Here is a 16,730-nt window from a genome sequence, read left to right on the forward strand (position 1 = left end):
CCCTCTTATTATTGTAGAGTTATTTATTCTTGGAACTCATTAATAGCTTTCCAAGTTATTACTTTGACATCTGAATGTTCACTATGTCTTGAGCAACAACTTCCACAGGAATCATTAACTTTTGTACAACTTCTACAATCAGAGTGTGAAGAACAATTTTCTATTTCTCTTTTTTTATAATCTTCATATGTCTCGAGATAACCACTTTTTAAAAGTTTAGAATAGGATTTTTTTAATTTCTCATAAGTGATTCCTAGATTTTTTATTATAGCTAAGTCGCTATATACTCCAGCTGTTAGTAAAAATTTTATGATTTTTTTATCTATTTCATCTAAATTTGATTTCATAAGTTCTCCTTTTAAATTTTATTAGTTTTCCTGATTAGCAATATTTAATAGAAAAGTTCTAAATTTTTTTCTTTCTTCTTCTGAAAGTTTATCCAAGAAATGTTTATTTAATTTATTTACAATTTTTTCCACCTCTTCTCTAAGCTCAAGAGCTTTTTCAGTAGGATAGATTAAAATATTTCTTCTATTATTATTATCTATTTCTCGAATAATAAGGCCATTTTTTTGCATCCTATCTAAGACACCAGATATTGAAGAAGCCTCTAAAAATAAAACTTTTCCAATCTGTTTTGGTGTCTGCGGTGAATTTTCCCAAATACATTTTAAAACTCCGTATTGTGATGGAGTGAGTTTAAATTGTTTTAGTTCATCACTGAAATATTGAAAAACCTTATTCTGAGAAATTGTTAATAGATAGTTTATACATTCATTAATTTCCATTTATATTCTCCTTAATATTACATCTCTATTGACATTATAACATTGATATGTTATTATTCATAGTATAAAAATATTTCTTATTAAGTAATATTTTTAAAAAGTAATATTCTTGGGAGGTATATAATGAAAAAATTTAGGGCTCTAGTTGTAAGGGATATGGATTCAGAGATTAACTATGCTATAGAGGATGTAGATATTAATATGTTGAGTGAGGGTGAACTTATAATAAGAGTAGAGTATTCTTCAGTAAATTATAAAGATATGTTAGCGGTGAAGAAAAATGGAGGAGTGATTAGAAATTACCCTATGATTCCTGGAATAGATTTAGCTGGAGAAGTTGTTAATTCTAAAGATGAGAGATTTAAAATAGGAGATCACATACTAGTTACTGGATTTCAAACTGGAATGACTCATACAGGAGGATATTCAGAGTATGCCCGTATTCCTGCTGATTGGGTAGTGTTGATACCAAATGGACTTACATCAAAAGAAGTAATGATAATAGGAACAGCTGGATTCACAGCGGCTTTATCTATAATTGCTTTGGAAAAAGGAGGTATGTGTGAAAAAAATCAACCTGAAATATTAGTTACAGGGGCATCAGGGGGCGTTGGGAGCATAGCTACTCAATTACTTCTGAAAAGTGGATATAAAAATATTTCAGTATTAAGTAAAGATAAAGATGTAGAGGGAGAATTTTTGAAATCTTTAGGAGTAAAAAATATATATAATTTAGAAGATATCTCTCCAGAATCAGAGAAAGGAAAACCATTAGGAAAACAAAAATTTAACTATATATTGGATACAGTAGGAGGATTAGTAGCTTCTAGATTGCTTGGAAATATTTATTATGGTGGTAGTATGAGTATGTGTGGAAATGCTGCTGGGATAAAGTTCGAAACAACTGTACTTCCTTTTATATTACGTGGGATAAATATTTTAGGAATTGATTCTGTAAATTTTCCAAGAGAAAAAAGAGATGAGATATGGGAAAAATTTATAAATGAATGGAATATAATGAAAGAACTTCCATTTCAAGAGGTAAAGTTAGATAATATAGCCGAGGTATTTAAGGCTATTCAAGATGGAAAACATAGTGGAAGAACAGTGGTAAAAATAGGATAAATTAATTTATGAGAAATAATCTAAAATTTATTGTTTATCATGTGAGAAGTTTAGATATAATTGAAAAATGATTGTAATATCAAAGAGTTTACTTTTAGGAGTTGAATAAAAATGAGCTTTCTATATTATAGAGAGCTCATTTTTTCTCTGTTAAATAACTTTAGTATCATTTAGATCTCGATAAGATTTTAATCCATAAGCAGATTGAGCTTGAGTAACGGCTTTATGTATAGCTTTTTCCATAACATAAGCAGCTAAAGTTCCTAGAATATCTGTATTTGTTTCTATTTTTCCAGTTCCTAATGCAAAAATAGTATCTCCATCTAATGATGTATGTACTGGAGATATAGCTCTAGCATATCCATTGTGTGCCATAGAAGCAATTTTTGTAGCTTGAGCTTTAGTAAGTTTAGCATTAGTCACTATACATCCTATTGTAGTGTTAGTATTTTTTAATGTGTTGTAATTTATATCTAAGTTTTTCCACATTTCTTCTTTAGTACTTATGATTTTATTTTTTTCTTCATTTAAAAGTCCAGCTAAAAATCTATTTGTTTCATTATCTATAACATTTCCTATGGCATTGACTCCAACTATTGCTCCCACTTTTAGATTTTTCAATTCTATACAATAGATTCCTAGTCCAGATTTCATAGCTCTATCCATTCCTCTATATTTTCCTACACTAGCCCCTGTACCAACTCCATAATTTCCTTCTTGAATACAATTTTTTTCTGAATTACAACAAGCTTGATATCCCATAGCTTTGTCTGGTCTAATTGTTGAATCTCCTATTCTTAAATCAAAGAGAGAAGCTCCACAGACTATTGGAACTACCCCTATTCCTACATCAAATCCAATCCCTCTCTCTTCTAAATACTGCATAACTCCACTAGTAGCTTCTAATCCAAAAGCACTTCCACCAGAAAGAACTATACCATGTACCCTATCCACTGTATTAATTGGATTTAAAAGTTCTGTTTCATGAGAAGCAGGTCCTCCTCCTCTTACATCTACTCCAGCACAACCACCTTTTTCACAAATAACGACTGTACAACCTGTACCAGCTTCTATATTTTGAGCATTTCCTATTCTTATTCCTTCTATATCTGTTATTTTTATTTCCTTCACTTTTATTTATCCCCCATAGATTTCTCTTAAATCTTTTTTTATATTAATTTTATCACGAAACAGTTTTAAAATAAACCTTCTATATAATTTTATGTAAAATTAATATTTTTAAAAATATAAATAATTCATTAAAAAAATATTTATCAATATTGTATATATTATATAATATACTTTCAATTGTTGACATTAAAGACGGTTTATAGGATAATATAATGAATAAAATATGTTTAAAAATATAGAAAAAGTATCTATTAAAATAGGGGAGTTACTTATGAAAGAAGATATTAAAAAATCAATAAAAAGATGCCTAAAAAGAAAGGTTACAATAACATTGGGAATGATGGTAGCCTTTATGATAACAGGGGGAATGGTTTATTCCAATGATGGTGTGATAAATCAAGAAGTAAGTATTAAGGTAGAGAATGGAATAATTACAGTTACTCCAGAGGGAGCTGGAATAGTAGAAGGAAATACTTGGATTAATAATGGTAAGATAGAGGGAACTAATGGAAATGGAGTTATAATAGAGGGAGATTATGAGGATTTTAATTTAATAAATAAAGGAATAATTATAGGTAATGGTAGGGGAGAATATTCTGGAAATGGAATATTTAATAAAAAAGCAATGAATATATTAATAAATAAAGGAATAATATCAGGAAATGGTGATAGTTTAAATATAAATTCTTTAGGAAATGGAATATATAGTTTAAGAGAAATAAACACATTAATAAATGAAGGAATAATTTCAGGAAATGCTACTGGTACAGGGAGCGTTTTAGGAAATGGAATATATAGTTTGAGAGAAATAAATACATTAATAAATAAAGGAATAATATCTGGCTTTTCAGATAATTCAGGAAATTATAGTGGAAATGGAATCATTCAAAATAGTGGAGAGATAATAACATTAACAAATAGTGGAACAATCTCAGGAAATGGTTCAGGTGGTAGAGCAGGAAGTGGTATACTTATTTATAATAGTAGAGTAGGAGAAATACTTAATAAAGGAATAATAATAGGAAGTAGTTCAACAGGGGAATCAGGAGCAGGAGTATATTGCCATGGTCAAGAAAGTTATCTTCAAAAAATACTTAACAATGGAGTAATTTCAGGTAATTCTTCTGGAGAGTCTTTTGGAACTGGAATACTTAATAGAGGAAGAGGGATAGAAGAAATACTTAACAGTGGAATAGTTTCTCCTAAAAATTTAGAATCTAATTTTGGAGCTGGAATTCTTTTTGAGAATAAAATAGGAAAAATATTTAATAAAGGAGTAATTTTAGGAATTAGTGGAGGAGCGTCTATAGCTTTTGGACAAGGTATTCTTATTCATAATAGTGGAAATACAGAAGTAATAAGTAACAGTGGAATGATTACAGGAAAAGGCAAAAATGGAAATAGTTTAGGAAATGGAATATATAATTTAGGAATAATAAGTACTCTAACAAACTATGGAATAATAGCAGGAAGTAATAAGGCTATTTATAATAATAATGGAACTATAACTACTCGAAACAACTATGGACTATTGATAGATGGTGCTGGAACAGATAATGAAAAAGTAAATGCTGGAGCTAGTGGAGAGATAACAGAAGGGGGGAGTATAAGGGATATATAGTAAAAAATACTATTGAAAATACAAATGAGCAATATAAGGATTTAACTACAATGATTGAAAGTGATATTACTTTATCTGGCAATAGTGAAAAATTAATAATCAGTGGCTATAACAAAGGTTTAAAAGTTAAAAAAGATTTAACTCTTTCCAATTCCATTGTAAATAGTTATACAACAGCTATTAATATTGATGGTGGAAATTTTACAGGAGATAGTATAATTATCAATGGCGGAATAGATGAAACAAGCGCTACTATTAAAGGGAGTGCCAACGCAGATAATCTAACTTTAACAGGTAATTCAATTATTAATGGTAATATTGATATGGGAGATGGGACTGATACAATCAGTTTAACATCTTCTACACTTAATGGAGATATTACAGCTGATGGAGATACTATAACTATGAACACATCAAGTATCAATGGTAACTCAAATTTAACTAACAGTAATATGGATTTAACTAGTACAACTTTAAATGGAGATATTACAGCTAATGGGGGGAAAATAAATATCTCTAGAACAGATAACGGATTATTTAATGTAGGAACTACTACAATCAATGGAGATATTAGCCTTACTAATGGGGAGATATATGTAAAAGATGGTTCAATTATCAACGGAGATATCACATTAAATGGTAATAAGACAACTGTTTGGTTAGATAAAAATCAAGCTATCAATGATAAGATTAATATTGCTGATAGTGTTACAGAGAAAGTTTTAGGGGTTAATTATAATGTAACTGATGATGAGATGACAGCTCTAGTAACTCAAAGCAGTAATTTTAATAGTATAAAATTAAAAGATGGTGGAAATACTATTACCTTAATAGATTTAAATATAAGTTCTATTACAGGTGGAAGTGGAGTAGATGTTTTCAAATCTACTATTACTGAATTTGTAGGAAAAACAATAGATGGTGGGGAAGGTAGTGATACTCTAGCTCTAACTGACAATATCACAGAAGGAAATCAAGTTGATTTTTCAAAGGTAAAAAATGTAGAAAATTTACAACTAGCTGATGGTGGAAACACTCTTGATGTTCATGTTTCCCCTTTTACAACTATCATAGGTGGAAGTGGAGATGACAATTTCACTAACGTAGGTTCTACTATTTTATTTGGAATAAAGGGTGGAGAGGGTACTGACACTATTACTATGAATAAAGTGCTATACTTAAGTAATGATGAAGTAAACACTATATTTGATACCAATAGTATAGAACAATTAAACCTAGATAATAGTATAAATAACGAGATATTTTTAGATGAATTGACTCATCTTAGTAAGATAAATTTTGGTACAAATGGAAGTAATATACTTAATTTAGGAAGAGGAAGTAGTGGAATAGAGTTTGATTTTACTCAAGAAAATCTTATTAATGGTAATGTAAAAGTTGACTTACATGGCAATATTGCAATTCTTAATTCTATATCAAGTGGAAACACTGTTACTATTAGTAAAGATTTTATGGTTGGAGATAGTAATGTAATTTTATATGGGAATACTATTAAACTTAATTTAAGTCAAGATACAGATTTTTCAAAAGGGATAGAAACTACTTTAACACTAGATAAAAATGGGGTGTTAGGAGGCGATACCACAGTTGAAACCTATGCTTTCTTAAGAACTGATGGAGATACTATCACTGTTAAGGATTGGAAAGAGCTTTCAGGGGATATAAATGCAACTGACACTGACAGTATAATCTATAACAGTATAGTTAAAGATTTTAATAAAGATGGAGTGTATGGAGCTTTAACTAAGTGGGAGTCAGATAGTATTGTTAATTGGATAGAAAATGGTGGATTTACATTGGGAGATTATACTTTCCAAGATAATAAAGAGCAATATAATGGAATAGTATCTAGTGGAACTTTAACTGTAGATACAGGTGTAGGTGGAGAGTTACAAGGTTTCTCTATTGAAGATTTGTCATCTAAAGGGTTTGTAATAAAAAATAATACTCAAAATGGAGATGGAACAGTAACTTTTACAGGGGATACAGTAGTTGATGGTAATATTGTCAATAGTTCATCAGAGAATACCAAATTAGTTTTTGGTGGAACAACAACAGTAGGTAATATAGACAGTAGTAAGTCCACAGCTAGCACTACTATTGATATAGATAATAAGTTTTCATCTGGAAATATTATATTTAATGGTCAAGATAATAAATTAAATATTGATAACTCATCTAATGTAAATAGTATTGGAACAATATCTGGTAAGGTAGATATTACAATAGATACTATTGGAGAAAATTCTGATGGATTTGATAAAGTCCTTACTGGAGCTAATGCTGGACTAAGTGAAAGCAAAGATAACAACTCTATCACAGTAACTAACCAAGCTAATGGTTTAGAACTTGATACAGAATATAATGGAACTTTGACATTTAATGGAGCAGATAATAATATTATTTTGGGTAGCAATATTGCTAATCTTGTTATGGGAAGTGGAGCTGATATTATCAATTTAGACACTTCTAAATTTGAAGATGAAATATTTGTAAATGTAGATGGTAAAGATGGAGATGATATATTCAACATAGGTTCTCATATATTCACTTTAGAAAATAGTATCAATCAAAAATTAGCTGGAAAAACTTTAACAGGAACTATCAACTCTTTTGAAGAGATAAATATCAATGAGAGTATTAACCTTGCTAGCGATTTAGAGATTACCGGAGCAAATAAAATAACTATTGGAGCTGGAAAAGAGTTAGGATTAAATGTAGATTATACTAAAACTGAAGATGGAAAAGTAACTGGACACGCTCTATATGACAATGGAATAGAGGTTAATAATAACAGTGGAAAAATTGTAGTAGGAACTTCTACAGCTAATGAAGATAGAGTAATTTCAATGGGAAATGGAGATACAGCTTCTACTATAACAAATGGAGAAAATATTGTTATGTCTGAGTCAATTAATCATAGTGTTGAGTATGATAAAACTAATAATGAATTAGAGGTAAAGGTTAAAAAAGATTTAGAGTTAGGAAAAAATGAAAATGTTAAATACTCTCACTTAAATAAAATTTACCAAAGTATAGTTGATGCTGGTAAGATTGGCTTGATGTCACCAAGCTCTACCCTTATAGATAAAACAGAAGATGAGGCTATCAAAGCTCAATTGGAATTTTATGGAAAAATCTATAATTCAACACCATATGCTTACTCAAATGATATCTCAAGGGAAACAGCTAATATGGTAAATGATAGTATAATGGATAGTAGATTTAAAGCAAATGAAGGAAGCTGGCTACACTATGGAGCAATAGCTGGACAGGGGTATGATGATGACAACTCTTACTATGGTAGAGGATATTACAACTCTGTTGATTTAGGAGTAGCAGAGGTAGATATAGAGTCAGATATCTATTCAGCTTACTATATGGGAGAGTATGGAAAAACAGATAAATTAGCTCTTGGATATGTAATAGCTGGAAATAATAGCAATACAGATATAGGAGAGAGCGACTTAAAAGGAAGTGGATATTACTTAGGTGCTTATACTAAGTACAGCGCAGGAAACCTTAGATTGATAGCTGGATTAGGTTACCAACACAACTATTATAAAGCAGATAGAAGAGTGTCAAATAAGTATCAATTAATGACAATTTGGAAAAAATACACTGATGACACATTAACAGCTTATTCTGGAGTAAAATATATCCATAATTTAACTGATGGTTTAACGTTTGAACCATATGCAAGAGTAAGTTTAACACAGGTTATGCAACATTCTATAAATGAGGCAGATAACGGAGATTTATCTATCTCAGTAGATGGAAAAGGTTTCACTACATTAGATAGTGAGATAGGAGTAGACTTAGTAAAATCTACAGTAGTAAAGGATGGAAAGGTAAATCTAATAGCTGGAGTTGGAGCAGAGATTATGCTAGATGGATATGAGAGAGAAAATCTAACAGCCAAAGTCAATGGTTCAAGCAAAACTTTTGATATAGTATCAGAGAAAGAGGAAAACTTTAGAGGGAAGGTTAGCTTAGGAGTAGAGTATGAAAAAACAAATGGAGTATTCTACAATGCTAAGGGAAGTTATATAAGAACAGAGGATAATAATAACTATAATTTTGAAGTTGGAATAGGATATAAGTTCTAGCTTAAGTTGATAAAAGTTATGAGAGAAAAAAGCTATTATAGTTGGGATTAGTTATCAATTTATAGTAGCTTTTTCTTTTTCTAACTAGTTTAATTTTTCTTTATAGATTATACAATTCTTCGAGTTTTCTTTAAATTATTTTCACTATCTAAGTAGTTATGATTTCTTTAATAATAAAAATTGATTCTACTAAAATTTTAGTAAGAAAAAAGATTTAATAATTACCTTAATTATAGAGTAATTTTTGATTATTGACAGTAAAAATATTTTGTAAGATAATGTATTAAAGATAAATTTATTGAAAGATAATGGGAAATATTTATTAAAATAGAGGTGCTCACTATGAGAGAGGATATTAAAAAATCAATAAAAAGATGGCTAAAAAGAAAGGTTACAATAACATTGGGAATGATGGTGGCCTTTATGATAACAGGAGGAGTGGTTTATTCTAATGATGGTTTGATAAATCAAGAAGTAACTATTAAGGCGGAGAATGGAACTATTTTAGTTACTCCAGAGGGAGCTGGGGTACTAGATGGTAATACTTGGACTAATAATGGTAAGATAGATGTAGCTTGGGGAAATGGGGTTAGAATAGATAGTAGTGTTACACAGAATTTTAGTTTAATAAATAATGGTGTAATCACAGGGAGTAATAGTCCAGATGATTATAGTGGAAATGGAATATATAATAACGGAACAATAGAAACTCTAACAAATAGTGGTGTAATCTCAGGGAATAGTAGTGGTTCAGGATATTATAGTGGAAATGGAATATATAATAACGGAACAATAAAAACTCTAACAAACAATGGAATAATATCAGGGAAGAAGAGTAATGACTATTCGACAGTGAATATTGGAAATGGAATATATAATAACGGAACAATAGAAACTCTAACAAATAGTGGGTTAATAAAAGGAAATAGTAATAATTCAGGATTTGGAAGTGGCAATGGAATATATAATGAATCTGGAACAATAGAAAGTTTAACAAACAATGGAATAATAACAGGAACTACTAAATTAGGGATGAATAATGGAAATGGCAATGGAATATTTAATTGGAAAGGAACAATAGAAAGTTTAATAAACAATGGAATAATATCAGGGAATAGTAATTCAGGAAATAGTTATTCAGAAGCTAATAGTGGCAATGGAATATATAATGAATCTGGAACAATAACAACATTAACAAATAGTGGGTTAATAAAAGGAAATAGTAATAATTCAGAATATTTTAGTGGCAATGGAATATTTAATGAGAGATATGAAACAATAGAAATTCTAATAAACAATGGAATAATAACAGGAACTACCAAATTAGGGATTAATAATAGAAATGGCAATGGAATATATAATGAATCTGGAACAATAATAACATTAACAAATAGTGGGTTAATAAAAGGAAATAGTAATAATTCAGAATTTGGAAGTGGAATTGGAATATATAATGAATCTGGAACAATAGGAAGTCTAACAAATAATGGAACAATAACAGGAAATAGTTATTCAGGAAGTAGTAGTTCAGGAAATTATAGTGGAAATGGAATATATAATGAGATATATGGAACAATAGAAACTCTAACAAACAATGGAACAATAACAGGAAATAGTTATTCAGGGACTAGTAATGGAAATGGAATATATAATGAGAGATATGGAACAATAGGAAGTCTAACAAACTATGGAATAATAGCAGGAAGTAATAAGGCTATTAATAATCAAGGAACTATAACTACTCAAAATAACTATGGACTATTGATAGATGGGGCTGGAACAGATAATGTAACAGTTAATGCTGGAGCTGGTGGAGAGATAACAGAAGAGGGAGAGTATAAAGGATATACAGTAAAAAATACTTTTGTAGATACAAATAATCAATATCAAAACTTAACTTCAATAACTGAAACTGATATCACTCTATCAACTGATAGTGAAAAATTAATAATTAATGGATATAAAAAAGGTTTAAAAGTTAATAAAGATTTAACTCTTTCTAACTCCATTATAAATAGTTACACAACAGCTATAAATATAGAGAGTGGAAATTTTACAGGGAATAATATAATTATCAATGGCGGAATAGATGAAACAAGCGCTACTATTAAAGGGAATGCCAACACAGATAATCTAACTTTAACAAATAATTCAATTATTAATGGTAACATTGATATGGGAAGTGGGGCTGACACAATTAGTTTAACATCATCTACACTTAATGGTGGAGTTATAGCTACTGATGATAATATCACTATGGATAAATCAGATATCAATGGTAACTCAACTCTAACTGATAGTGAAATGACATTGACTAGCACAACTTTAAATGGAAATATTATTGCTAATGGTGGAAAGATAAATATAACAGGAAGTAATAATCTCTTTAACGTAGGGGCTAGTACAATCAATGGTAATATCACTATTGAGAATGGAGAGATATATGTAAAAGATGGCTCAATAATTAATGGAAATATTACTTTAGATGGAACTACTACAACTGTTTGGTTAGATAAAAATCAAGCTATCAATGGGAAGATTACTATTGATGAGAGTGTTACAGAGAAATTTTTAGGAGTTAATTATAATATAAATACAGATGAAGATATGACATCTTTAAAAAATCAAACTGATAAATTCACTAGTTTTGATGTAAAATTAAAAGATGGTGAAAATACTGTTACCTTAACAGATTTAAATATAAATTCTATCACAGGTGGAAATGGAGCAGATAATTTTAAAACTACTATTGCGGGACTTGTTGGAAAAACAATAGTAGGTGTAGGTAATGATACCTTGACTCTACTTGATAATATTACAACAGGGAACACTATCGATTTTTCAAATATAAAAAATGTAGAAAATTTACAATTAGCTGATGGTGGAAATACCCTTAATATTTCTAATTCCTCTTTTCCAATTATCAGAGGTGGAAATGGAGATGACAATTTCAAAATTTATATTACTGGACTTGTTGGAAAAGCAGTATATGGTGGAGAGGGTAGTGATACCTTAACCCTACTTGATAATATTACAACAGAAAATCAAGGAAGTATTAGTTTTTTTAGGACAAAGAGCATAGAAAATTTACAACTAGCTGATGGTGGAAATACCTTTGATATTTCTAATTCCCATATCAAAAATATTTTAGGTGGAAGTGGAGTAGATACTTTCCAAACTTCTATTGATAAGCTTAATGATAAAACAATAGTAGGTGGGGCAGGTAGTGATGTTTTAGAAATAATATCAGGTGTATTTGATAATACAGAAAATAATATTCTTGAGAATGTAACAGAAGTAGAGGAATTAAAACTAGCTAATGCCAACAACAAGGTAGACATAGACAAATTAACAGGATTTAACAAAGTTGTAGGAAATGATGGAGCAGACAATTTCAAAACTACTATTGATGCACTTAGTGGTAAAGCACTAGTAGGTGGAGAGGGTAATGATGTTTTAGAAATAACATCAGGTGCATTTGATAATACAACAAGTAATCCATTTACAAGTGTAACAGGGGTAGAGGAATTAAAACTAGCTAATGCCAACAACAAGGTAAATATAGATAAATTTATAGACTTTAATAAAGTTGTAGGAAATGATGGAATAGATACCTTTATAGGAAATGATAAAGATAAATTTATAAATATGACACTAGATGGTGGAAATGGGGAAGATAATCTTCAATTGGGATTTACTGCTGATAACTCAAATATATTTACCAATGTAAGCAACATAGAAAATCTAACTCTAACAGCTTCAAATAATAATTTAATTTTTAATGGAGAGAATGATAAATTTGATAATATTTCCTTTGGAAAAGATTCAACAGACAACACTATCTCATTAACTGATGTAGATACCTCTATCAGCTTTGCAACCTCTGGTAACAATGTTGTAAATTTAACTGATAGTGATTATAGATTGAGTAACCATATAAGTGGAGCAAACACAATAAATCTACAAGGAGATAAGGAGTGGAGCTTTGAGGGAAGCAATATCATAGGTGGAAAAGATGTAAATATCAACTCTAGCTCTGGGGTTAATTTAGGTATTACCTATGATGGAGTTATAAAAGTAAATGATAGTTTTATTACTGACAACAGTAATGCCATATTAAATGGAGAGGTAAAAATCTCTTTTGATGGAGTGAAAGGAATAACTTTTGATAGTATTGATAATACTCATACTCTATCTTTTGGAAAATTATCTCTAGGAGATAGCTCTAAGTTATATATACCAGCTTTCTTAAGCAGTCAAAAAAATAACTCAAATGATTATACTCTATCGGTAAAAAAATGGAATGAGCTTGTAGGTAATTCAAGCTTAGATATTTATACAGATAGATACAACACAGCTATCACTAAGTACAACCAAGAGGGATATTTAAATTTAACAACAGCCTTTAATAATTTTTCAAAGGATAGTATAGTTGATTATATCACAGATGACAATGAGTTAGGTTCAAAACTTACATATACCTCTGAAAATAAAACTTATGATACTAGGGTGTTTAAAGATGGAGAAACTATCTTAATCAATGGTGGAGATAGCAATTTAACATTTAATGATATAGTTGTTACAGGTATTGATGTAGCTGTTGAAAATGGTAATAATACGCTTACTCTTGGTGGTACAGAGGAGAGTTCTATAAATGTAGGAACAGAGGGAATAAATGCTGATAACTCAAAGGTAGCATTAACATTAAATATCTCTGGAGAGAAAAATAATAATATATCTAGTATCTCTATGAAAAACAGCAATAACAATACTATCAATTTAAAAGGAAATAATATCACAGTTGGAGATATTGCCTTTGGTAGTGGAGATAATAACTTAGTGATAGATAAATTATCTAATATTACTTCTGTTGGAGAGATTAGCTCTACTTCTGGAGATAAAACTAATTCAAATAAAATAACAATCTCTAATGCTATCCAAAAAGAAGAGAGTGAAAAATTATTAAATCTATTAAATCAAACTCAAAACTCTATCGGAAGTATCAATCTAACTTCTGAAAGTAAATTTGTAGTTAATTCTCAATATAATTATGATAGAGATATAAATTTAACTTCAAATAACAGTATCACATTGGAAGAAAATGGAGTATTAAAAGCCGATAACATCAAATTCAATGGAAATAGTAACCAAGTTACTGTAAATGGTGGAGATATAGATGGAACTCTTACATTTGGAGAGGGAAGTGGAGATATTTTAACAGTTAATACAGGAGATAGACTTACTTACAAGGTAGTAGGTGCTGATACTATCAATCTAGGAAATAATGGAGTTTGGTCTTTTGCAGATGGAAGTAGTATCCTATCTAATTCAAATGTAAATATATTTACAGGAGAGGGATATGTAAAAATGGAGATCGGAAAAGATGGACAGATAAGTAGTTATAATCCTTTCCAAAATGGTACTACTGCAAAAATAGACAATTTGAAATTTACACTAGATAGTAGTGTTATATTTGATAATATTAATGAAACAATAACTTTAGATACAAACATAATGTCAGATAATCTTATGGTTTCAGATTTCTTAACAAATAACAATGGTACACTTTCAATAAAAAAAGCTGGAGAGTTGGGAATAGGAACACTATATCAAGGAAATTATGAATACTTAGTAACTAATTACTACAATCGTGATAAAGATGAGAATGGAGTAATCACAGGTATATTTAATGATGGAAGTGCTGAGGATATAAAAAATAAGGTTGAAAATATGATAACAGAGGAGCAACACTTCTATTCATTTAAAGGAGAGGTAGATACAAAACTATCTCTAAGTAAAATATATATAGAAACTACTTCTGATGAAAGTGTAGCAGATAAGAATAATGATATAGTATTCAATGATTTTGCTACAACTGATGACTTTATAGTTAATGTTGATAAAGGAACTGAGAATAGTATCTCTATTTTAGGAAATGTGACTTTAGGTAAAGGAATAGATGCTTCTCAATCAGAGGGAAAAATCAATTTAACCTTAGGTGGAGGAGAGATTTCTAAAAATAATATGAATATTACTCTTGGAAAATCAGATGATATATTAAATATACTTTCAGATATTTCTGCTACATTAGATGGAAATACTGGAAATAATATTTTAAATATAGGAAAAATAGCTCAAGAAAAATCAGATACTTCAAAAGATACAATTACTTTAGCTGGAGAGATTAAAAATTTCTCAGAGTTCAATCTTTATCAAAATACGAAATTAGATTCAGGATTAAAACTCTCTATGAATGGAAGTGATAAAAAAATAAACTTAAATAAAAATGATTTAATACTAGGAATTGACTATGAGAAAAAAGATGAAGATGGAAAAGTAATAGGACATGCTTTATATGATAATGGAATAACAGTTAATAATAATGATGGAAATTTAATAGTTGAAGCTTCTACAGCAAGTAAAAACTCTATTATCTCAATGGGAAAAGAGAATGCTTCTGTTATTGAAAATGGAGAAAATATCTTCCTTTCAGGTTCAGCTAACCACAATGTAACTTATGATAGAGATAACAACGAAATAAATGTAACTATTAAAGAACATATAATAGGAGAAAATGAGGCTGTGAAGTATGCTCATCTTGACAGAATTTACCAAAGTATAGTTGATGCTAATAAGATTGGATTAATGGCACCAAGTTCTACTCTTACAGATAAAACAGAAGATGAGGCTATCAAAGCTCAATTAGAATTCTATGGAAAAATCTATAATTCAACACCATATGCTTACTCAAATGATATCTCAAGGGAAACAGCTAATATGGTAAATGATAGTATAATGGACAGCAGATTTAAAGCAGATGAAGGAAGTTGGCTACACTATGGAGCAATAGCTGGACAGGGTTATGATGATGACAACTCTTACTATGGTAGAGGATATTACAACTCTGTTGATTTAGGAATAGCAGAGGTAGATATAGAGTCAGATATCTATTCAGCTTACTATATGGGAGAGTATGGAAAAACAGATAAATTAGCTCTTGGATATGTAATAGCTGGAAATAATAGCAATACAGATATAGGAGAGAGCGACTTAAAAGGAAGTGGATATTACTTAGGTGCTTATACTAAGTACAGCGCAGGAAACCTTAGATTGATAGCTGGATTAGGTTACCAACACAACTATTATAAAGCAGATAGAAGAGTGTCAAATAAGTATCAATTAATGACAATTTGGAAAAAATACACTGATGACACATTAACAGCTTATTCTGGAGTAAAATATATCCATAATTTAACTGATGATTTAACGTTTGAACCATATGCAAGAGTAAGTTTAGCACAGGTTATGCAACATTCTATAAATGAGGCAGATAACGGAGATTTATCTATCTCAGTAGATGGAAAAGGTTTCACTACATTAGATAGTGAGATAGGAGTAGACTTAGTAAAATCTACAGTAGTAAAAGATGGAAAGGTAAATCTAATAGCTGGAGTTGGAGCAGAGATTATGTTAGATGGATATGGGAGAGAAAATCTAACAGCTAAAGTCAATGGTTCAAGCAAAACTTTTGATATAATATCAGAGAAAGAGGAAAACTTTAGAGGGAAGGTTAGCTTAGGAGTAGAGTATGAGAAAACAAATGGAGTATTCTACAATGCTAAGGGAAGTTATATAAGAACAGAGGATAATGATAATTGTAATTTAGGAATAGGTATAGGTTATAAATTTTAGCTTTAATCTAATAAATATACTAACTGTAGCGAATGATTTTGTTTATCTACTTGTAATAACTTTTTAAATTAATAAAAGAAATATTAGAAAAAATTATATTGATTATCTCCAATTAAGAAAATAAAATTTTAGTATAATTTTTAGTAAAATATTTTTATATCTTCTTTACAACTGAAATATTGTGTGGTATCATTTTTAAGAAGTGATTAATATTCAGATAATATATTTTTTTTAATAGAATTA

Annotated in this window: 7 protein-coding genes; 4 read left to right on the forward strand and 3 right to left on the reverse strand. The window is 29.5% G+C overall.

Annotation, left to right across the window (positions count from 1 at the left end):
- Positions 1-23: 23 nt before the first annotated feature.
- Positions 24-347 carry a hypothetical protein gene (locus tag DYA59_RS02535; protein ID WP_115269054.1) on the reverse strand — a complete coding sequence of 108 codons (324 nt, stop codon included), beginning with the start codon at positions 345-347 and terminating at the stop codon, positions 24-26.
- Positions 348-368: 21 nt separating this feature from the next.
- Positions 369-788, reverse strand: a complete 420-nt coding sequence (locus DYA59_RS02540; RefSeq protein ID WP_115269056.1) for a MarR family winged helix-turn-helix transcriptional regulator — start codon at positions 786-788, stop codon at positions 369-371.
- Positions 789-911: 123 nt separating this feature from the next.
- Between DYA59_RS02540 and DYA59_RS02545 the strand changes: the two genes are divergently transcribed.
- Positions 912-1,913, forward strand: a complete 1,002-nt coding sequence (locus tag DYA59_RS02545) for a YhdH/YhfP family quinone oxidoreductase (RefSeq protein WP_115269058.1) — start codon at positions 912-914, stop codon at positions 1,911-1,913.
- Positions 1,914-2,063: 150 nt separating this feature from the next.
- Here the strand turns inward: DYA59_RS02545 and DYA59_RS02550 are convergent, their stop codons facing one another.
- On the reverse strand, positions 2,064-3,044 hold the full coding sequence (locus DYA59_RS02550) for a P1 family peptidase (RefSeq protein ID WP_115269060.1): 981 nt from the start codon (positions 3,042-3,044) through the stop codon (positions 2,064-2,066).
- Between the two features lie 271 nt (positions 3,045-3,315).
- Between DYA59_RS02550 and DYA59_RS02555 the strand changes: the two genes are divergently transcribed.
- The 3 genes from DYA59_RS02555 (at position 3,316) to DYA59_RS02565 (ending at position 16,487) form a co-directional block, all read left to right on the forward strand.
- The gene (locus DYA59_RS02555) at positions 3,316-4,665 is read left to right on the forward strand and encodes a hypothetical protein (RefSeq protein ID WP_172606933.1); all 1,350 of its coding nucleotides are present in this window, start codon (positions 3,316-3,318) and stop codon (positions 4,663-4,665) included.
- A 50-nt stretch (positions 4,666-4,715) separates the two neighbouring features.
- Complete coding sequence (locus DYA59_RS02560) at positions 4,716-8,795, forward strand: autotransporter domain-containing protein (protein ID WP_115269064.1); 4,080 nt, start codon at positions 4,716-4,718, stop codon at positions 8,793-8,795.
- 342 nt (positions 8,796-9,137) lie between these two features.
- Complete coding sequence (locus tag DYA59_RS02565; protein WP_115269066.1) at positions 9,138-16,487, forward strand: autotransporter outer membrane beta-barrel domain-containing protein; 7,350 nt, start codon at positions 9,138-9,140, stop codon at positions 16,485-16,487.
- Positions 16,488-16,730: the final 243 nt, after the last annotated feature.

The sequence above is a fragment of the Fusobacterium necrogenes genome (assembly GCF_900450765.1).
In the GTDB taxonomy this organism is placed as follows: domain Bacteria; phylum Fusobacteriota; class Fusobacteriia; order Fusobacteriales; family Fusobacteriaceae; genus Fusobacterium_A; species Fusobacterium_A necrogenes.